General features: G+C 44.8%; 14 protein-coding genes. 11 read left to right on the top strand and 3 right to left on the bottom strand.

The features are described from left to right. Positions 1-177 precede the first annotated feature (177 nt). From MKZ09_RS01710 to MKZ09_RS01750, 9 genes are all read left to right on the top strand, one after another. The gene (locus tag MKZ09_RS01710) at positions 178-1,386 is read left to right on the top strand and encodes an HpcH/HpaI aldolase/citrate lyase family protein (RefSeq protein WP_232061116.1); all 1,209 of its coding nucleotides are present in this window, start codon (positions 178-180) and stop codon (positions 1,384-1,386) included. Further along, complete coding sequence (locus MKZ09_RS01715) at positions 1,331-2,773, top strand: phosphoribosyltransferase family protein (protein ID WP_081386804.1); 1,443 nt, start codon at positions 1,331-1,333, stop codon at positions 2,771-2,773. The genes MKZ09_RS01710 and MKZ09_RS01715 overlap by 56 nt, the downstream gene beginning before the upstream one ends. Further along, positions 2,754-3,905 carry a cysteine protease StiP family protein gene (locus tag MKZ09_RS01720; protein ID WP_076134807.1) on the top strand — a complete coding sequence of 384 codons (1,152 nt, stop codon included), beginning with the start codon at positions 2,754-2,756 and terminating at the stop codon, positions 3,903-3,905. The genes MKZ09_RS01715 and MKZ09_RS01720 overlap by 20 nt, the downstream gene beginning before the upstream one ends. After that, complete coding sequence (locus MKZ09_RS01725) at positions 3,902-4,735, top strand: HAD family hydrolase (protein WP_036687429.1); 834 nt, start codon at positions 3,902-3,904, stop codon at positions 4,733-4,735. Before MKZ09_RS01720 ends, MKZ09_RS01725 begins: the two co-directional genes overlap by 4 nt. Beyond that, a complete protein-coding gene (locus tag MKZ09_RS01730; protein ID WP_076134808.1) occupies positions 4,732-5,787 on the top strand; it encodes an ATP-grasp domain-containing protein in 1,056 nt (351 codons plus the stop codon). The genes MKZ09_RS01725 and MKZ09_RS01730 overlap by 4 nt, the downstream gene beginning before the upstream one ends. 34 nt (positions 5,788-5,821) lie before the next feature. Further along, positions 5,822-6,529, top strand: coding sequence for a hypothetical protein (locus tag MKZ09_RS01735; protein WP_076134898.1), 708 nt, complete (start codon positions 5,822-5,824; stop codon positions 6,527-6,529). An 11-nt stretch (positions 6,530-6,540) separates the two neighbouring features. Continuing rightward, positions 6,541-7,641 carry a toxic anion resistance protein gene (locus MKZ09_RS01740; protein WP_036687432.1) on the top strand — a complete coding sequence of 367 codons (1,101 nt, stop codon included), beginning with the start codon at positions 6,541-6,543 and terminating at the stop codon, positions 7,639-7,641. A gap of 461 nt (positions 7,642-8,102) precedes the next feature. Further along, entirely contained in the window at positions 8,103-8,891 is a 789-nt protein-coding gene (locus tag MKZ09_RS01745) for a formate/nitrite transporter family protein (RefSeq protein ID WP_076124688.1), read from the top strand. Between the two features lie 192 nt (positions 8,892-9,083). Then, a complete protein-coding gene (locus MKZ09_RS01750; protein ID WP_076203421.1) occupies positions 9,084-10,700 on the top strand; it encodes an ATP-binding protein in 1,617 nt (538 codons plus the stop codon). Positions 10,701-10,790: 90 nt separating this feature from the next. Here the strand turns inward: MKZ09_RS01750 and MKZ09_RS01755 are convergent, their stop codons facing one another. Both MKZ09_RS01755 and MKZ09_RS01760 read right to left on the bottom strand, forming a co-directional pair. Continuing rightward, entirely contained in the window at positions 10,791-13,070 is a 2,280-nt protein-coding gene (locus MKZ09_RS01755) for a TPM domain-containing protein (RefSeq protein WP_076203424.1), read from the bottom strand. Positions 13,071-13,245: 175 nt separating this feature from the next. Next, positions 13,246-13,389 carry a hypothetical protein gene (locus MKZ09_RS01760; protein WP_167348483.1) on the bottom strand — a complete coding sequence of 48 codons (144 nt, stop codon included), beginning with the start codon at positions 13,387-13,389 and terminating at the stop codon, positions 13,246-13,248. 305 nt (positions 13,390-13,694) lie between these two features. Here MKZ09_RS01760 and MKZ09_RS01765 point away from each other — a divergent pair, with 305 nt between their 5' ends. Continuing rightward, a complete protein-coding gene (locus tag MKZ09_RS01765; protein ID WP_076203428.1) occupies positions 13,695-16,817 on the top strand; it encodes an EAL domain-containing protein in 3,123 nt (1,040 codons plus the stop codon). A 117-nt stretch (positions 16,818-16,934) separates the two neighbouring features. Here the strand turns inward: MKZ09_RS01765 and MKZ09_RS01770 are convergent, their stop codons facing one another. Next, positions 16,935-17,834, bottom strand: coding sequence for a GGDEF domain-containing protein (locus tag MKZ09_RS01770; RefSeq protein ID WP_081394230.1), 900 nt, complete (start codon positions 17,832-17,834; stop codon positions 16,935-16,937). 430 nt (positions 17,835-18,264) lie between these two features. Between MKZ09_RS01770 and MKZ09_RS01775 the strand changes: the two genes are divergently transcribed. Next, positions 18,265-19,779 carry a methyl-accepting chemotaxis protein gene (locus MKZ09_RS01775; protein WP_076203440.1) on the top strand — a complete coding sequence of 505 codons (1,515 nt, stop codon included), beginning with the start codon at positions 18,265-18,267 and terminating at the stop codon, positions 19,777-19,779. The last annotated feature ends 68 nt before the right edge of the window (positions 19,780-19,847 follow it).

Below are 19,847 nucleotides of genomic sequence, written 5' to 3' on the forward strand. Positions count from 1 at the left end.
ATAGAAACGCCTGCTTCTTTCAGGTAATCGTATATGTTATAGCGTAGGCCTTCACTTATATTTGAGAGAGCCAAGATGCCATCCCCAAGGGAGAGTATTGCCGGTTCTGACACTCTCTATGAGGAGAGGTCTACGCTTGTTTTGCTTGGCTTCGCAAAACTATAAGGGGGAACCGATTTGAGATACTTCGATTACCTGACGAAAGAACAAGAAATCTCTTTGTTTTACACTCCGCCTATCTCATTTGATCATACCACGAACAAGGAACTGCTAGCCTATGCTGTCGGCGCTGCCCTCTATATGCCGGCTACCCGTGCAAGTGTTGCAGAAGACATCATTAAGCTCAAAAATGCAGGTCTAGTGACGGTTATTATAGATCTGGAGGACGCAATCGGAGATGACCAGGTTGACAATGCAGAGGAGTCTATTATCCAACATCTCATTTATCTAGCTGCTTACGCAGAAAATGAGCTGGATTCATCGAACAGCCTCCCGCTTCTTTTTATACGAGTACGTAACCCGGACCAACTCCGGCAAATGATTTTCCGCTTGGGATCCTTGGTAACGATGTTAACAGGGTTTGTATTTCCTAAGTTCTCTGTAGACAATGGAATTCAATATTTTGAAACGTTAGCTGAGTACAACAATACGCGTGGTTATAATGATCCTGTGCTTTACGGGATGCCAATCTTGGAAACTGCACCTATTATTTATCGGGAAAGTCGAGTGGACAGTCTGCTATCTATCCGTGATTTACTCCGTAATTACCGTGAACTTGTCCTAAACGTCAGAATTGGGGCAACGGATTTCTCCAGTCTGTTCGGACTGCGTCGCAGTCCTGATGTTAGTATTTATGATCTTACCCCTATCCGTGACTGTATCTCGGACATTATCAATGTGTTTGGGCGGGTTGAAGAGGGATATGTGATCTCAGGACCCGTCTGGGAGTATTTTGCGAATAAAGGTCATCGAGTTCTCCGGCCGCAGCTGCGGCAGACGCCATTTGAGGATACTTACGGCAAAAACGGCCGTGATATGCGGAATAGCTATATCTCGAGCAGTGTGGACGGGCTAATTCGTGAGGTTATTTTGGATAAAGAGAATGGAATTGTGGGTAAGACGATTATTCATCCTTCTCACCTTAGACCTGTTCAGGCGATGTATACGGTGATGCATGAGGAATACGTTGACGCTTTAAGCATTGTAGAAAGTAATGATGGCAGTCTGGGCGTGTTTAAGAGTCAATATTTTAATAAAATGAACGAAATTAAGCCCCATCTGAATTGGGCAAGACGAATTTTACTACGATCTCAAATATACGGGGTGTTACATGAACAACAGCATTTTGTCGGATTATTACCCGAAAACGAATTTACGCACGTATAACATAGTCGAGAACCTGCAAGTGAATGTAACCGAAACCTTTAACCCCTTTCATATGCCTCTGGATTCTTTATTTTCTATGGCGGCGCGAATTAATAAAAAACGAACTTTTCTGTTTGTCAGTAAGGTGCTTGGCAAGCATATTCCCGTCGATCCGTATACTTCACTTCTAAGCGGAGCAGCGTTGGCGCTGCTGTTATATCAGGAGATGAACGGCGATTCCGTGGATAGTGATCGTATGACAGAGTTATTGGATATGGCGGTTCATGGGCTGATTCATCCTGAATTTGCTAAGGAAGCCTATCAACAATTGCTAGCGGCCCGACTGGTTTTGCCCAAGCCTGTGGTTTTTATTGGATTCGCAGAAACGGCAACTGCATTGGGTCACAGTGTGTACAACATCTTTGCTGAGCAGGCATCCTATATTCATACTACGCGTGAGCATATTCCTGATTTGGAGTCTGTTGTAAGTTTTGTAGAAGAGCATTCCCATGCAGTTGATCATCTATGTTATGCCTTGGATACGGAACTCTTATCTGGGACAGAGCCCATTATATTGGTAGATGACGAGATTACGACCGGAAAAACCGCGATTAATACGATTCGAGATATTCAATCAAAGTTCCCGCGGGAGGAATATGTGGTAGTCTCTCTTCTGGACTGGAGAAGCGGCAGCAATCTTCAACACTATAGTGAGCTTGAACAGGAGCTGGGGATTCGCATTAAGTCGTTATGTCTGCTGCAAGGGAATATTGAAGTGATAGGTTCACCGGTGTTTAATAAGGATACAGAGCAGCTGGATAGAGAGGCTGCTTTAGAGTGTGAGGTTGTAACCACTTATGCTCAAGATGGAATGGAACGACTGGAGGTATCCTCTATGGATTCTTATGGTGAGATCAACACAGCGCCGTATATGAAATATAGTGGACGCTTCGGAATTGAGTCACGGGATAATCTGGAGCTTGATCAGGGTGTGAAACGAATAGCTGAGCAGCTGCGGCAATTGCGTAGAGGACCGAAAGCCTTGGTAATGGGTGTAGGAGAATTTATGTATCTTCCGATGAGAGTGGCGGCGGAAATAGGGGAAGGGATTGCTTACCAGTCTTCCACAAGAAGTCCAATCCACCCTGAGCGTCGGCCGGATTATGGGGTACATAGTGCTGCTGCGTATCCTTCAGCTGGTGACCCGGAAATCACAAACTTTATTTATAATATAGCTCCTGGTCAATACGATGATATATTTGTGCTGATTGAGCGTGATGTACCGCATGAGCGTATGAAACCTATGCTTGATATACTGAAGAAACTGGCCCGCCATAAAGTGCATCTTATTGTACTGACCTCGGAAAGAAGAAGTGGAGGCCCTACCTATGAAGGGAACAGTAACTGAAGAAATTCTAAATAGAAGTATAGCCGAACCGGTTCCGCTAGGCAGCTATTCTCCGTCAGATGTTATATTTTTGCTTAAGGATCTGAGCGATGTTTCACTGGAGCGGGCGACTGACGAAAGAGAGGCCGCCATTCAATCAGGTGTACACTACTCTGAGATGCTGCCCGTGGAATATCAGCCTACTGAGCAGTATATTGAGTTATTTCACGAGACGCTGGAGCAATCTGCGGAGAAGGTCGCTCTAGCAGTAGCGGTAGTCTCTGAGATGATTGTCGCTCAACGGGGACTTGATACGGTGTTAGTCTCTTTGGCAAGAGCGGGAACCCCAATTGGTGTACTGATTAAGCGATATATCCAAGAGCGATATGGTGCTGATCTGCCGCATTATAGTATCTCTATCATTCGGGGCAAGGGGATTGATGAGAACGCAATCCTCTATATTCTGCAAAAGCACGGGCTTGATGCTGATTTGCAGTTTGTCGACGGATGGACGGGGAAAGGGGCTATTCGCCAGGTATTGATTGAAGCGTGCAACAGCCTGTATGAGAAATATGGCATTCGGTTAAATGATGACCTGGCCGTATTGGCTGATCCTGGGAACTGTTCAGGCACGTTCGGTACTAGAGAGGATTACCTTATTCCTAGTGCATGCCTCAATTCTACGGTGTCAGGACTGATGAGCCGGACAGTGCTGCGCGATGATTTAATTGGTCCGGAAGAATTCCATGGGGCTAAATTTTACAAGGAATGGCTCGATACGGATGTATCCAATGTATTCATTGCGGCGATCTGCCCGTATTTCTCCTCCGTTGCAGAAGAAGCACAAGCGATTGCTGAACAGATGCAGCAATTCCCGCCAGAAATTACATGGCAGGGCCTGCGTGATATTCAGAGTATTCAAGAAGTGTTCGCCATAGATAACATCAATTTGGTCAAGCCCGGAGTCGGAGAAACTACCCGAGTGCTGCTGCGCAGAGTACCGTGGAAGATTCTTGTCGATACTATGGATAATCCAAATCTCCGTCATATTATTCTCTTAGCAGAGGATAGGGGGGTTCCAGTAGAAGTATTCCCTGGACTTACCTACTCCTGTTGCGGGATTATTAAGCCGCTGAGAGGTGAGACGGAATGATCTATGCCAGTGATTTGGACCGAACGTTAATCTATTCCCTAAATGCAATCGGTGTCCCGGAGAATACTCCGGGCTTGGTTCCTGCGGAGGTTGTGGATGGCAAGACGGTTTCATACATTTCCCAAAAAGCATTGGCTGATCTGATGGAGCTTACTTCCCGTATTATCTTTATGCCCGTTACAACACGTACCATAGCGCAGTATAAGCGTATTAATCTGTTTCAAGACACGATTATTCCAGACTACGCGATTACTAGTAATGGCGGGAATATTCTGATTGGTGGCGAAGTAGATAAAAGCTGGAGAGCTTCTGTGGGCAGGCTTGTTCAAAATGAATCGGCTGCGGCAGAAGAAGTTAGAATGCACGTTAGGTCTGTAGTGCACGAGGAATGGATCATTAGTGAGCGGTATTGTGATGATTTATTTTATACTTTTGTAGTAGTGCGTGATTTATTACCTATGGATGAGATCACGAATCTGGCAGAGCGATTATATGATTTGGGCTGGCGGGTATCCTTACAAGGGCGCAAGCTATATGTCGTTCCTGCCGCTGTGAATAAAAGTGATGCGATTGTTCATGTGCGCCGGACGGTTCGGTCAGAACCGATGGTAGCATCGGGAGATTCCTTGTTGGATAAGAGTTTACTAGAAAGTGCGGACTATGCGATTGCTCCTTGTCATGGAGAAATATTTGCAGAGCAGCAGAGTGGTCTTGTAAAATCAAGGTATCCCTTTACGAAGCAAGCGGGTGTTTTTGCTGGTGATGAAATTCTACAGTATGTAAACATGATCTATAATAACTTAACCGTATTGGGAGTTGGGCCACTATGAAAAAGGTAAACATTTATTTCAATCGCTGGTTTTCCGTCGCTTACCATTATATGAATCTCATCCGCAATAATGAGGATGGCGTTCCTGTACAAATCTTCGCCACGCATCCTGATATTCACCATATGTCACTTCAAGGGGCGGATGTTGCTGGGACTGAACCGGCACTGACTGGAATAGAGTATGTTCAATTCTGCGTGGATTTCTGTCGCCGCAATGAGATCGATATCTTCATTCCACGGTTACATATGCTGGATATAGCTTTGCATGCTGCTATGTTTGATGCGATTGGCACAAAGGTTCTGGTCTGTAGAGATTTGGACTTATTGGAGACCATCATGGATAAGGGTAAGTTCTACGAAAGTGTTAAGGAAACCGGGATTATGACAATTCCTGATTATCATGTGGTCAGTACAGCAGAGCAGTTCAAAGAGGCTTATCATGATCTTGTAGCCAAAGGACATCGCGTATGCTTTAAACCCACGGAGACAGAGGGAGGCCTCGGCTTCCGTATCATTGATAACACACGTAGTCCTTTACAGGAGCTGTTTGGTCATGTAACTCCGCTGATATCCTTCGAAGAGGCCTATCGTATTCTGGGAAGTGAACCTACATTCCCTGAACTTATGGTGATGGAACTGCTGGAAGGTTATGAATACAGTATAGATTGCTTGTCAGATGAGAATGGCAGGCTGTTAGCGGCTGTACCCCGTCGTAAAGCTGGCGGTCGTCTGCGGCTGATGGAGCATATTCCGGAGCTGGAGGAGATCGCTTCCCGGGTAGCAGAGGTATATAAAATACCTTTCAATTTCAATATTCAAATGAAGTATAGTGGTGGAATTCCTAAACTGCTGGAGATTAACCCCCGGATGTCTGGAGGTCTTCATATTTCTTGTCTGTCTGGAATTAACTTTCCATACCTGGCTGTCAAAAGTGCACTCGGCGGAGAGGTCCAGCCTGCGGAGTTCGGCGATAATGTGCTTGCCAGCCATGTAGAGCAGCCGCTAATTATGAAAATAAACGGCGAATCCGTAATCCCGGATCCCGTGAATTGAGCGTTCGCAATCTCGCTCACAAGAGGTGAGAAAAATTAAATTTAAATCGAAAGTGTTGCTGTATGCCGGTATTGGCTATGTTGTCGCTGTATTAACGAGTTCTTTTTTGCCTGAGTTACTCTCCTTGCTGTTGCCTGTAGCGGGTGCAGCGGTAGGGGTTCTTGCAACGAGAAGTCCGAGAACCAACCTTCCGGCTGAGGTGCTGCCAGCAGGTCCGGAGACGGTGCCTATTGCTCCAGCTCCCTCTGCAAATGCTCCGCATTTACCGAGTGCGGCCAATAATGCTGCACCAGGTAATCCGGACAATAGTGGCAGAACTGAGGCTGAACCGACGAAGATTGGACCGGAATTTGCTCCGGTAGTTGAGTACCTTAGCATTCTGGAAGATATGATTATCTCCGAGGGGCAGAAGGATACACTGGACAATGAAATTGTCGAGAAATCACTGGCGCTTTTTGCGAGACTTCAACGTGTAATTCCGCTGCTGCAGGAGCTCAATAATGGCGATATTAATCATACGGTCCGCAGATTGATTCTGAAGGATTTGAATGGTGTGATTAATCCATTTTTGCGCCTAAGTGGTGAAGCGAAGACGAAGAATCGGAGAACGCTGCTGAACGGTCTAAGAGATGTTGATTCCAAAATATCGGATATTGCTTCGACGATCGAACATAAAGACCTGATGGAACTTCAGACGAAGGCGGAACTGATTCATCAGCGGTATAGCAGTTCCGAATTATAGGAGGGAAACCCATGTCCACGCAGTTGATCCAATTAAAAAAAGAAGATGAACAAAAGGTAGTCGAAGAAGCCGCGCAATTGATCGAGAAGGTATCCCAGACAGATACAGTCACGCTGGATTCTTTAATGGATGATATTGGAAAGCTTGGGGTGAAGACGCAGGAAAAAGCAGGCCAAACCCTCAAGCTGCTGGATCGTCCGGTAAATGACCTGATGTCCGGTAAGCGTGTTGAAGTGCCTAACATGATTATGAAGCTGCGGAATGAGTGTGAAAATCTGCAACAGAGTAAGAATGTTAGCTTTTTCGGCAAAATGCTGCGGAAGAGTCCGATGAAGAACTATGTGTACAAATATCAGTCTGTCCGCACGAATATTGATGCGATTGTTACCGGACTACGCGACGGCAGAGATACCCTCGAAGAGAGTATTGTAAATATGCGCCAGCTGAAACGTACCTCTATGGAGGAGATCTATAACCTTCAGACCAAAATTGCCTTCGGCAATAAGCTAAAAGAGCTGTTCGAGGTGGAGATTGCAAAGCCTGAGAATGAGTTCCGTAAAGCTTATTTGGAGCGTGGTCTGCGTAAAGTGATGGTTCGTATTCAGTCCATGACAGAGATGATTCTGCTCTACAATCAAGCGATTGCTGCTACAGATATCATCAATGACAATAATGATAAACTGATTGATTCCGTGAATAATGCGATTGATAAAACCTCTAATCTGATCACAGTGTCGGCAATGATTGCGATGTCGCTGGCTGATCAGGAGAATGTTATCAACGCTGTAGAAGCAACAAATAAGACGATTGAAGATCAGTTTAAAGAAAATGCACGCTTGCTGCGTACGACTACAGAAAAAACGACTGAGCTTCTATCCAAACCTTCCATGTCTATGGAAGCCGTGAATCAAGCGATCGGCGATCTGCTTAGCGCATTGGATACTTCAGAACAGTCAAACCGTCGTATTATCGAGAGCTGCCAGGATTATACATCAAAAATGACGACGATCAATACTCAACTGGGCAATCGTCTAGGACTCAATGAAGCGGACAAGCCTGAGGCGCTGAAACAAGGTGAAGCAGAGAGCCAACTGAGCAGCTTCTTGAACTAATTGTTTTAATAAAAAGTCCGTAAAAAAATAGCAGAGCAGTGAGCCTTCATTTCTGGAGGTTCGCTGCTCTGCTTTTTTTGGATATGAAGTAGCTTGCTTCAACTGCTGCATAGGCGTAAACGTGATCTAATCAAATGAAGTTTGCTGCAGCCAAACATAAAGCCCTATCCACATACATAAGTTGTCACAAGACTACATGTGGAGGAAGTGGGGATAGGCTATGGTTTTAGGCTGTTTGATACTCGTGCTTATCATCGTCGCCAGCAGTGAAAAAGCAGAAGCCATTGCTAAAATGAATGAAGACAATTAGCGAGAGGTAGCTTCGCTTCCCCGTAATTATTCAGGGATTTTTTGCCGCGAGTTGGTTCAAGTAATTTCCAGCGGGTTATTGGGTATAATAACGCAAGGCTGTCGATTAGCCCATAATCAGCTGGAAATACCAAAATCCCTAAGGAGGTCACATGGAGAACGAGGCACTGCTTCAGGTAGAACAATTAGCACTTAAGAAACAGAAGATATTCCGGCAAAGCGTAATGCGCTATATTGCCAGAGCCATGCTGGCCAGTATGTTTATCGGATTCGGTGTAATTGTAGCATTTAAGACAGGCAACTATTTCTTTATGGAGCAATCCCCCTTTGCTTATCCAATGGCTGCGATTACTTTCGGAGCGGCTATTATTCTAATTTCTTTTGGTGGCGGGGATTTATTCACCGGAGATACTTTTTATTACACATACACGGCACTAAGACGGAAAATGAAATGGTCTGAGGTTGTCCGGATGTGGATCATGAGTTATATCGGTAATATTCTTGGAGCTGCCGTTTTTGCCTTGCTGATTTTTTTGACAGGACTGTTCTATAGCTCAGATGTAAACGGATTTTTGCTATATGTAGTGGAGCATAAGATGGAAGCCCCGGCTGGTCAGCTTTTCTTTCGGGCTATTCTTTGTAACTGGCTCGTTTGTATGGCTTTTTTTATACCGATGAATATGAAAGGCGATGGGGCCAAAATGTTCGCCATGGTCTTATTCGTATTCTGTTTTTTCATCTCCGGCTATGAGCATAGTATTGCCAATATGTGTACCTTTGCGATTGCGCTTGTACTTGATCATCCCGGAACGGTATCGTGGTATGGCGTGGTGCATAACCTTGTCCCCGTTACGATCGGCAATTTAATTGGCGGTGGCGTACTGATGGGGGTAATGTATTATTATGTGAATAAACCTTTTTTGGATGACACTAAGCATTAATAGAAAAACAGAAAATAATAATCCTCCAAAACTTCGCTCTTTTATAGGGGTGGAGTTTTTTTGTGCAGAAAGTTATTTTTTAACATTGGGATTATTTGATTTTTAAGGATTGAAAAGGATTAGAGGGAGAGAGGTAGAATACATAATTATGCAATGCAAAATTGAAGATTCATACAGAATGGGGTAAGGGCTTTGGATGAGACAACAGGGATACTGACGGATGAGACCATTATTAAGGCTTCCAATCAGCATTGTATAGACCAAGGAATTGATCCTGAGCAACCGCCTGTCTTTGCAAAGGGATATTCTACTGATGAATTGGGGGCACAGCTTAGCGCATATAGTGAAGTGATTGAGGTTATCGAATTTTTTGTCAAAAAATTTCTTTCCTCAGTCAAAGGGAACCCGATCCTAGTCACGATTTCGGATGATGCAGGTTATCTATTGGCGTTCCAAGGAGATGCGACGATTATTGATCTCGTAGGACAGGTAGGCATCAAAGAAGGCGTGCAGATGAACAAAGAAGTGGGTACCAATTCAATCGCTTTAGCCCTTGAATATCAGAGGCCATTCCAGCTGACAGGACGAGACCATTTCCATTATATTTTGCATCATTTAGTGTGCTGTACAGCTCCATTTTATAAAGAAAATGGGCAAGAGATTTTAGGTACAATTTCATTTATGGCAGATATAGATGTAGCCCATCCCCATTTGTTGCCTCTGCTCTGTACGATGGCTGACTCGATTGAACGTGAGATTTTGTTGCGAAGAGGGAATTCTCAGCTGCAATTATTAAATCGGATTTTGCTAGAGACCAATTACTTAGGGGTAATCATAACAGATCAATTCGGAACAGTCGTGAATATAAATGAGAACAGTTTAGCCATGCTTCATTTGGGTGGTGAGCATCAAGAGTCTGTTGTTGGAACTAGTGTCTTTGAAATTAGGAATGTGGGCGCATACTTTCAACATGTCATCATACATCATGTCGCATGTGCCGGGTTAGAAGTGATTCAGGAGAAAAACGGGTTGTTCGAGCATTATATGTTAGATGTACTCCCCGTTTACGATGCAAATGGTTACTTAGCGCGTGTGATTGGAAGTCTGCGCAGCATCACGGAGATGAAAAGAACAGAAGAAGTGCTGCGCAATACAGAAAAGCTAGTGGTCGCAGGACAACTGGCCATGAGCATTGCACATGAGATCCGCAATCCCCTGACTACGGTGAAAGGGATGCTTCAACTGGCTAATAAAGATTCACGTCTGCTGCATTATGATCTCATTATGTCAGAAGTGGAAAGAATGAATCTCATTGTGAGCGAGTTTCTTATTCTGGGTAAGCCGCAGGCTGCGCATTATATGACTGAACAATGTAGTACGATCCTGCTGGAAGTATTGAATATTTTCGCGATTCAGGTGGAGATGAATAATATAGCGTTAAATACAAAGATTCATTATGATGCTGAGATCGAATGTGACCGCAATCAGATTAAGCAGATTTTCCTGAATATCCTAAGAAATTCAATGGAAGCTTTGCCTTTTGGCGGGAGCATTACAGTGACTCTTGATGTGAAGGATGAATTCCAGGTGATTACCTTCACCGATAATGGAGAGGGGATGAACAAGGAAGTTCTGGATAAATTAGGAGAGCCTTTTCACACGACCAGAGGCGATGGAAATGGACTTGGCTTCATGATTGTCAAAAAAATCGTGACTGCCCACAGAGGATATGTGGCAATAGCTAGTGAAGAGGGAGTGGGCACGGCCGTTACAATTTATCTTCCGATGGCACATTTATACCACAAATGAAACAGCAATAATTCATAATTAAAAAGACTCTTTCGCCCGTATAGGCGAAAAAGTCTTTTTGTATATCCATTTGCATCTAATGGTGAGGAATTACCACTTAGAGCCACCCGATGAATTTCCACCGGATTTGCCGCCGCCACCCCAAGAAGAGCCGCCGGAGGATTTGCCGCCACTGCCTCCTCCACCCCAGGAAGAACCGCCGGAGGAACGTCCCCCACCGAATCCGCCCGAAGAAGGAGGACCGGAGGACATTCGTTTACGGGCTTGCGCACGCCGCTGTTGCTCTCTCATCATGGCTAGCTGGGCAAGCCGTTCTTCCTCTTCCTTTTGGCGAACGATTCGGTTCGCTTCATTCACAAAGGAAGTGATCTGAGCGTCATAAGCGCGGCCAATCGATTCTAGTTCCTCCAGGTTGTAAGGCCGGGATGACAGCCGTTGCTCCAACTGGCTATATTCCGGCAGTAAGGATAACTCAAAGCGGATTCTGGAAGACAAGCCTCTGCTGTGCAGCATTCGCTGGGTCGTCTCTACCCGGCTTTGTCCTTCGGAGAAGAGACGTTGTACTTTATCCAGTCTTTCATTTAATGCATTTAGACTTTCAGAGACACCGTCATATTGCCGGCCAGCTTCATCCTGCAATGACAGCAAGCGCTCCAGCGCATCGTGGGCCTTGTCATATTCGCCCCGTTCATCACTGGTCCAGTTCTCAATTTGCGCCACTTCACCTGCGCCTTCCCGAAGACGTGTGCTCCACTCCATCAGAATGTTCTCTACGGTAGCTACATGCTGTTCTTCGAAATGTACACGTGCTTCTGTAATTCGGGCCTGCAGCTCGTCTCGCCGCTGCTTCAAATGGCTCCATGTGGTGCGGAATGTCTCTAGATCTCTGCGGTTATTCTGCCGCAGCAGTGCTTGCTGCTCTGTCATAGCAACAGCTTCATCCAGAAGCAGATCTAGACTGGCGCCGATTCTGCGCACCTCATCCATATCTCCTATACGCAGCGGCGCTTCAAGTGTCAACGATTCTACGCGGGCCTGCTCCAGGTGTTCATATGGCTTAACCTTCATATTGTGCAGTGAATTCTGTTCAATGATCCCGGTGATTTTGGCACGTGCCACAGCTAATACCGTAGGAAATTTATTTAGCTTATCATCGTAGAGATCAACATCCTTCAGATCCTGTTCGATTTTTTCCTGACGCTCCTGTGCATCCTCGGTAACCTCTTGTGCAGCAATCGGATCAAAAAGCTCCAATTGGTCTGCCTTAGCAGTTTCCTCCGCAAGCTCCTTAAGTTCCTCTACAATTTCTTGAAGCTCATACCCGGTTTCTTTAACTGCACCTTGCAGCTGTTCTTCAAGCTCTGGCGTATCCTCTTTCAACTCTGTAATACGCTGTTTGACATTGCGGTCTGCTTCGCTGATGACAGCAATGTGTTTCTCTTCCTCTTCAAGCGCTGCGCGGAAGGAAGCTTCGGACAGCTGTAATTGTTTCACGGCTGTCTTGAGGGCAGCCAAGCGATAAAATGCTGGCTGAACGCCTTGACCTTCGCTTTGTAGTGCGGAGATTTCAACGAGCTTGGCGGATAGCCGCTTGGAAATACCTTCGACTAGCTCTCCCGTCTTCCCTTGAACGATCCCTTGAAAAGGGTTTAGCGATTCCAGTGCCCGATTTGCCTGGACCATTAAATTAGATAACTGTTTCTGTTGCTCGCTAAGCTGCTTGCGTCGACGCAGACCCGTAACCATTACAAAGAGTAGAAGGAGGATTAGAAAGGCTCCGATAAGAATCGCTGCAATCATAAACATGGAGCTGCTGGAGCGGTTTACACCATTCCCGACCCCGGCTGCGCTCCCGCTTCCTGCGGTTCCTCCGGTATTGCCGGCACGATCTCCGATGGAATGGATGGCATTAATCAAAGCCTTTGTCCCGCCAGTGAAGTCCCCTTTTTTGGCATAAGGAATGAAGTAGGTGTCGAGCAGTTTTTGGATGGCTGAACTTCCCGAGGACCCTCCTTGATTCTTAGACCAAGTATTTAACGAGCTTTGAAAGTCTGGATTTAAGAAATTTAGCTCAATGGACTGGTCACCAGCGGAGATCAGCAGTAGAAGATCCCGCGTGGACAGTTTCCACGAGTCATAAACCTTGTCTGCATACTTATCAGCTGGAGTACCGTCTGTGGAATCTACAGTGAGTACATGGATGGTCAGGAGTTCTCCAGTGGCGGTAGCAGAAATAGAAGCGGCTTCTGCGGAACTGAACATTTCAGCGTTATCGGTAACGAATCCCTGCTGGGCAGGAATTCCAGCGGCGTATGCACCAGGTACCCATAACAGGCTGAGCATTAAGAATAAAGCTATATACTTTTTCAAGCTGACACGCTCCGATCTGAAGGACTTTTTATTCTATATATTATGCTGATAATTATACTATATCATTAACCATCAGGTGACCTGGAGATACTCCTATTATTATATAGCTATGTCTGCATACCAACAAAAAAAGCCATGCCCCCAAATAAGGGAACACGGCGTATACTCGGAAGCATTATCTTGTCGGCAGACAGAGAATGTATTGCAATCTGGATTTAATTTCTTTTTGCCATTTCAAATCTCCAACTTTAACGGCAAGATTGAGCAGATCCAGATAATCGTCAACCTGTAATGTTGTTCGGGTAGAGGTAACGTTCATGGGTGATCAGTCTCCTTTTAACTTAAATATCGTAAATTGAAATTATTAACGCTTATAATAATGATAATCATTATCAACATTTATCGTTATTGCTATTATCCACATTTTCTATGTAAAAAGCAATATAAAAATCAAGACTTCGTAACTTTTATCATTTACAAATAAAAGAGTCCATCGAAAGATGGGGATTTGCGTATAATGTGTGGTTTTAGGAAAGAATTAGCAGGAATCTTACCATATTTTGTCGAATACTTTTTAGAATAATGCTTTAAATTCTAAATTTTAGCAAAAAGGGGAATTGGGCAATGAAGCGGTGCACAATGTTGCTTCTGATTATTTTTCTGCTTTTGCTCGTACCTCCTACAGCCGCTCACGCCGAAAGAGAGGATATAAGGTACCAAGTTGAACTGGAATATCCACCTTATAAATATGTAGAAAACGGGTATTTGACCGGGTTTGATATTAATTTGAGCACGATGATTTTTGAGAAGCAGGATTACCTTATTCACTACAGTACTGGGCAATGGGATGAAGTTTACAGTCGGCTGATTCAAGGAGATATTGAGATAGCAGGTCTTATGGCAATTACGGAGTCGCGTAACCAAGAGGTGTTATTTTCAGATCCAGTTATTAAAAACTATATTTCCATCTATGCAAGGCGAGAGCTTGAGGATGAGATCGATTTAAAGACGTTGGGAAGTTATAAGATTGGATTAGGGAATGGACAGTATTCTGCAACCGTGCTGAACAGCAAGGTGGGGATTACAAATTACATAGAGTATGCAACGACTCCTGAAGCTTTAAAGGCTCTTGAAAAAGGGGAAATCGACCTTCTATTTGAGAATCAGGAAGTGATCGATTATCTGATTGCTGAACAGAAATTGAAGGGGAGTATTATCAAAAAAATGAGCAATCTCTACCCTAGGGATGTTGCTTTTGCAATAAGTAAATCCGCTCCGGAGCTAGTAACTTATGTTAACGAGAGATTGGATCGCCTGCATCGTTCCGGTGCTTTTGAAGAGCTGTATCAGCACTATTTCTTCGTTCATTCAGATTATTATAAAGTTATGATGCGCAATAGATTTATTGTGGGAGCCATTATTCTGCTTGGTCTTCTAATCATTAGTGCGGTTTTGCTAAAAATGTATATTAATCACTTACGGCGTGCGGTTTATTCGGAACAGCAATTTTTTGAGGATGTAATAGAGCATAGCGGTATGGTGGTTTGGGCTGTGCAGGCGGATAAAAAGGTAGTTCGGTTTAACAATTACGCTGAGCGAATGACGGGCCTATGCGAGAATGAAGTAGTGGGCAAAAACATTGCGGATATGGAGGGTCTGACAGGCAGTACGGCGGCTATTCGGAATCTGCTGGAAAGGGCCGTACAGCTTGACTATGTTGATAATATCGAGCATAAACTTCCGGACAATTCGCCAGCGGCGCGGTATTTTTCATTTCGGACCACCTTGTTAAAAGGATTGGATAAGCAGGCAGCTGATATTTTTGTGCTTGTAGGAGTGGATATCGATGAGCGCAAACAAAATGAGCTAAGGCTTCAGCAAAGTTATGAGGAACTGGAAGCTACTTACGAAGAGCTGTCAGCGACAGAGGTCGAGCTACAGGAGCAATTTGCTAAGCTGCAAGTAGGTGAACGACGGTTCAGTCTCGCGACAGAGGGTTCTGGTGCATACATGTGGGAGCTTGACTGGGAGACTGGACTGTATAATCTATCGGATCGCTGGTACAAGCTTATGGGCTATACGGAGGATGAAATCAATTCATTCGAAAATGGGGTACTTAGTATTATTCATCCCGATGACCAGCCATCATCCCAAAAGGCAAGACATGATCATCTGGCAGGTTTAACCCCTATCTACGAGACAGAATACCGCATGCGGACCAAAGATAATCAGTTCGTCTGGTTTGAGGTAAGTGGTAAAGCTATCGTTGATCCAAAGGATGAAGTTGTGTTATTTATCGGTTCGCTGATTGATATTAGTAAGCGGAAGCAGGTAGAGCTAAAGCTGAGCAACAGTTATCAGGAGCTTGAGGCAACCTATGAACAGCTTACAGCCACACAGCAGGAGCTTGTAGAGCAATACGATATGCTGGTGGAGAATCAAAAACACATGCATCGTCTGGCTTATGTGGATGAGCTTAGTAATTTACCCAACCGTGTATGTCTACTGGAATCTATGGAGAAATATCTGCAATGTTCAGGAGGCAAGGCGGCGCTGTTGTTCGTAGATACCGATAATTTTAAATACATCAATGATACCTTAGGGCATAAATCCGGTGATGTTCTCATTCAAAAGGCTAGCGAAAGACTGCAGTCGGTGGTGCGTGAAGGGGATATGCTCTCTCGGCTCGGCGGGGATGAATTCGTGATTTTTATTAAGGATATAGAAAACCACGAGGATGTGCTAGACCTGGCGGAGCGGATCATGAGAGCATTCAGGCAGTCCTTTTTAATCGGAGAGAGTTATTTGTACGTTTCCGTAAGCATCGGAATTTCCTTTTATCCGGAAGATGGGGAGACCACCGAGCAAATCTTGAAAAATGCGGACGTCGCTATGTACCGGGCGAAAGAGGATGGCAAAGGGACTTATGTGGTCTATGACAAATCCATGCATACTGCGTTTAATGAACGGATGAATATAGAGAAGCATTTGCGCAGTGCCATGAATAATAATGAGTTTGAGTTATATTATCAACCGCAGGTGGATATCCAGTCTGGATTAATTTCTGGTTTTGAGGCTTTAATTCGCTGGAATAGTCCAACGCTGGGCTTTGTATCTCCACTTTCCTTTATCAAAATCGCCGAGGATTCCAGGCTGATTATTTATATTGGAGAATGGGTGCTTAGGGAATCGTGCATCTTTATGAAAGGCATTCAAGATCGTATGGGCATTCCTTACAAGATATCAGTTAACATTTCCATTATTCAACTATTGCAGGATGATTTCGTCGAGATGGTGCAGGAAAGTCTGACTGAAAGTGGGCTCAAGCCTAGTTGTCTTGAACTGGAAATTACCGAGTCTATTTTTATGGAATCGTTTGAGAGTATCGTGAATAAGCTTCAATTCCTCAAATCCCAAGGCATTCGTATTGCGCTGGATGATTTCGGAACGGGATACTCATCTCTTAGTTATTTGCAGCAATTGCCGATTTCTACGCTTAAAATGGATAAGACCTTTATCGATTCGCTTTCGGAAAAAGCTTACAGCCAGTCTTTTGTGCAGACCATTATACAGCTGGGCCACAATATGGGGCTGGAGGTCGTTGCGGAGGGAGTGGAAGAGATCAGCCAGCTGGATTTCCTCAGAAAATCGGGCTGCGATAAGGTACAGGGATATCTGGTTAGCAGACCTGTTCCGAAGCAGGAAGTGGTAGAGCTTTTGGAACCGCAGAAGCGTTACGGAATTTAGCAGTTGATACACAGCCCTCATCTACAGGTGGGGGTTTTTGGTGTGAAATGCTTCTGAAATTAAGGCTTTGCAAAAAAACAAGCTCCGACAGATAAACAGTGTCTGTGGAGCTTGCCATTAGCTGATAACAATTTTATTCTTCCCGGTGTTTTTAGCTTCGTAAAGTGCATCATCAGCCTGCTGAAAAGTGGTATTTTTGGAGTCTTCGCCTGTGTAATCATGCATCCCGATACTGACGGTTATGCTTTTCCCTTCCATTTCGGCAAAAGGAGTATCGGCGACTTTAGCTAGAATTTGTTGCATGATTTCATAGGATTGCTCAAAGGTTTTGGTAGTCAGAATGACAATGAACTCCTCGCCCCCGTACCGTGCGGCGAAATCATCAGGACCGATATACTCGAGTAGGATCGCTGCGACTTTTTGTAATACGATATCTCCAACGGAGTGTCCATAGCAATCATTTACTTTTTTGAAATTATCGATATCCATAACGGCAAGCTGCATGGAGAATGGATTACTCTGCTGATGCTCGATTAGCCAACCCAAATATTCGTGAAAAGTCTTGTGATTATACAGATCAGTCAGGGGATCTATCTTAGATAGACGATCCATGATTATATTCTGAATGCGTAATTCCTGTTCTGACTTGACGGAGTTCTGCAGGGATTGCATCAAATCACGTCCGCGAACGATTACTGCAAAACCTGCCAAAGCAGTACCTGCAAAAATAAGAGCGATAATGATTGTTTGGGTGATTGGGAAGTACTCGTGAATGGATGTCTTGGTGAATAAAATGATCGTGTACAGTAGAGAAATAGCAGAAGTGGCTATCATATAACTGCTCTTCAGATAGATCATCGAGACTAGTAGCGGGAACAGCATAATTAATGATTTAACATGCAACTCATCGCTGAGATTGACGATAATCAAAACCGCAAATAGATGGCTTGCAACCGTAATGGAGAGTTGGGCCCACAGAGGCCTCCATCTATAGATTACTTCTAGAATAATGATCAAACTCCACTATGATGGAATCAGAAATCAACGAGTGCTCAATATAACCGTTCCTGGTTGGGGTTTCCGGACGCTGGCTCCATAAGGATAGAGTCACAATGAACTGAATACTTAAATACACAATCAGGATGATCCAGAATGAATTGAGAAGCACACGATTCCAATAGGTCTGACGAGGAGTTTGAGGTGTGGCGCGCATAATGTGATCCTCTTTTCCAGTGGCAATATGCTTATATATTCGACAATAAGCTCAGGTTTCCTCTTGATGGCTTTCTTGGAAGCAGGAGATCAACAAGCATCTTTATAAGGGGAGATTACCTGGCCCGGGGAATGATTGATCGAAAAGGAATACTATAGAAAGTATTTCCTTTAATTAACTCTGCTGATATAATGTTAGAATACATAACATCAATCGAGTGGAGTGGGAATAAAGATGCAGATCCGTCGAAACCAGATTTTCGTAGTCGTCCTGTTGCTTCTTGTCAGTGTGTACAGCTTATTGATTGATATGCTCTGGATGCATAAGCTGGTGATTATTCTGCTTATGGGTTCTCTAGGATGGTTCTCGCTGAATATATCCCGCTACGGTTATCGCAAAGAAGCGCTGCTGAAGGAGTCACAGGACCAAGTGGAGCTTCTTGGCAATGAGATTGTAGTTACCTCGGATCGGCTGCATGGTGCACTTGAAGAAATCAGCCGCCATACAGAGCAGCTGCAGCAGACTGCAGATTATTCACACGCGTATGAAACGGATTTAAGGATTCGCAGCAACGAGGCTAAAGCCAATATTGAAGGGGCCTATCAGACGATGGGTGGTGTAGCCTCAGTTACAGCACATATCGAAGAATTGACGGAAAAACTAGGCTCGAATATGCATTATGCTCGGCAAGGAATGACAGCAATGGTAGATTCCCTGAGCATTGCAGATGTGGTGATGAAGGATCTGCAAACACAGAGTGGGGACATGTTAGCTAAGTTTACTACCCTGAGTAATCATATTGCGATGGTAGAGGAGATCAATACATTGATTAATTCCATTGTGAATGAGACCTCATTGCTCGCGCTGAATGCTTCTATTGAAGCGGCCCGGGCCGGTGAACAGGGCCGCGGATTTGCAGTAGTGGCCAGCCGGATTCGGCAGCTGGCTGATCAAAGCAAGAGCTCGGTAGACCGCTCCTCAGGCATCTTGCTTGACATTAATAATGGAGTACAGCAGGTGCTGGAATCCGTTACGAAAGAGCAAGTCTCAGTGGAGCGTGGGGTGAACGAGGTCGGCACGGTGAAGCTTCGACTCGATGATATCGCGTCGAGAGTAGATGAAGTAGGCAGCGCCGTAACGGAAACAATCGATGCTGCCGCGAAGCAGGGCAAGCTGATTGTAGAAGTGACGACGGAGCTGAGCGGTGCTGTAGCGATCGTGAATGAGACGATTGCCAATGTAGACCTTACGCTGGAGCAGGTGACACGGCAGCGGGATCAAATTGGGCAGCTGAACGAAGTCAGCGCCAATCTGTTGGCGGAGTCACAATCGTTGCAGCAATCGGTTACTAGCATTGCGGGCAGAGCGGAAATTGAGATGAGCCAATATGCAGCCCGGCTTCAGGAAATGCAGAGTCTCTTGGAGACGATTTCCGCCAAGGAAGAACTTTACGCTCCAGATACTGAAGTTCATCAAGGTGTTTTGAATGCTTACATTAAGAGAATTCCAGATGTACAAGCCATTTGGTCCAATCGGACGGATGGAACCTTTATCTACTCCGAGCCAGCGGCTGGCCTGTTGAATGCTAAGCGGCGTGATTGGTGGAATGGGGCCATGAATGAAGGTGAATATGTCTCTAAACCTTATGTATCTGCGATTACGAAACGTTCTTGTATTACATTATCTAGAGCAATCCGGAATCGTCAGGGAGATGTAGTAGGCGTGGTTGGTATTGATTTAGCGGTGTGATAAAGCTACAACAGCAAGCCCTACTGTAGCAGAGGCTTGCTGTTTTTTTATTCCGATGCTAACACAAC

Source organism: Paenibacillus sp. FSL R5-0908, from assembly GCF_038006245.1.
Classification (GTDB): domain Bacteria; phylum Bacillota; class Bacilli; order Paenibacillales; family Paenibacillaceae; genus Paenibacillus_AQ; species Paenibacillus_AQ odorifer.

Bases quoted from the DNA above. Each gene is read 5' to 3' on its own strand.
- MKZ09_RS01715 (WP_081386804.1), top strand. From the start codon at position 1,331: ATGAACAACAGCATTTTGTCGGATTATTACCCGAAAACGAATTTACGC.
- MKZ09_RS01720 (WP_076134807.1), top strand. From the start codon at position 2,754: ATGAAGGGAACAGTAACTGAAGAAATTCTAAATAGAAGTATAGCCGAA.
- MKZ09_RS01725 (WP_036687429.1), top strand. From the start codon at position 3,902: ATGATCTATGCCAGTGATTTGGACCGAACGTTAATCTATTCCCTAAAT.
- MKZ09_RS01730 (WP_076134808.1), top strand. From the start codon at position 4,732: ATGAAAAAGGTAAACATTTATTTCAATCGCTGGTTTTCCGTCGCTTAC.
- MKZ09_RS01740 (WP_036687432.1), top strand. From the start codon at position 6,541: ATGTCCACGCAGTTGATCCAATTAAAAAAAGAAGATGAACAAAAGGTA.
- MKZ09_RS01745 (WP_076124688.1), top strand. From the start codon at position 8,103: ATGGAGAACGAGGCACTGCTTCAGGTAGAACAATTAGCACTTAAGAAA.
- MKZ09_RS01760 (WP_167348483.1), bottom strand. From the start codon at position 13,389: ATGAACGTTACCTCTACCCGAACAACATTACAGGTTGACGATTATCTG.
- MKZ09_RS01765 (WP_076203428.1), top strand. From the start codon at position 13,695: ATGAAGCGGTGCACAATGTTGCTTCTGATTATTTTTCTGCTTTTGCTC.
- MKZ09_RS01775 (WP_076203440.1), top strand. From the start codon at position 18,265: ATGCAGATCCGTCGAAACCAGATTTTCGTAGTCGTCCTGTTGCTTCTT.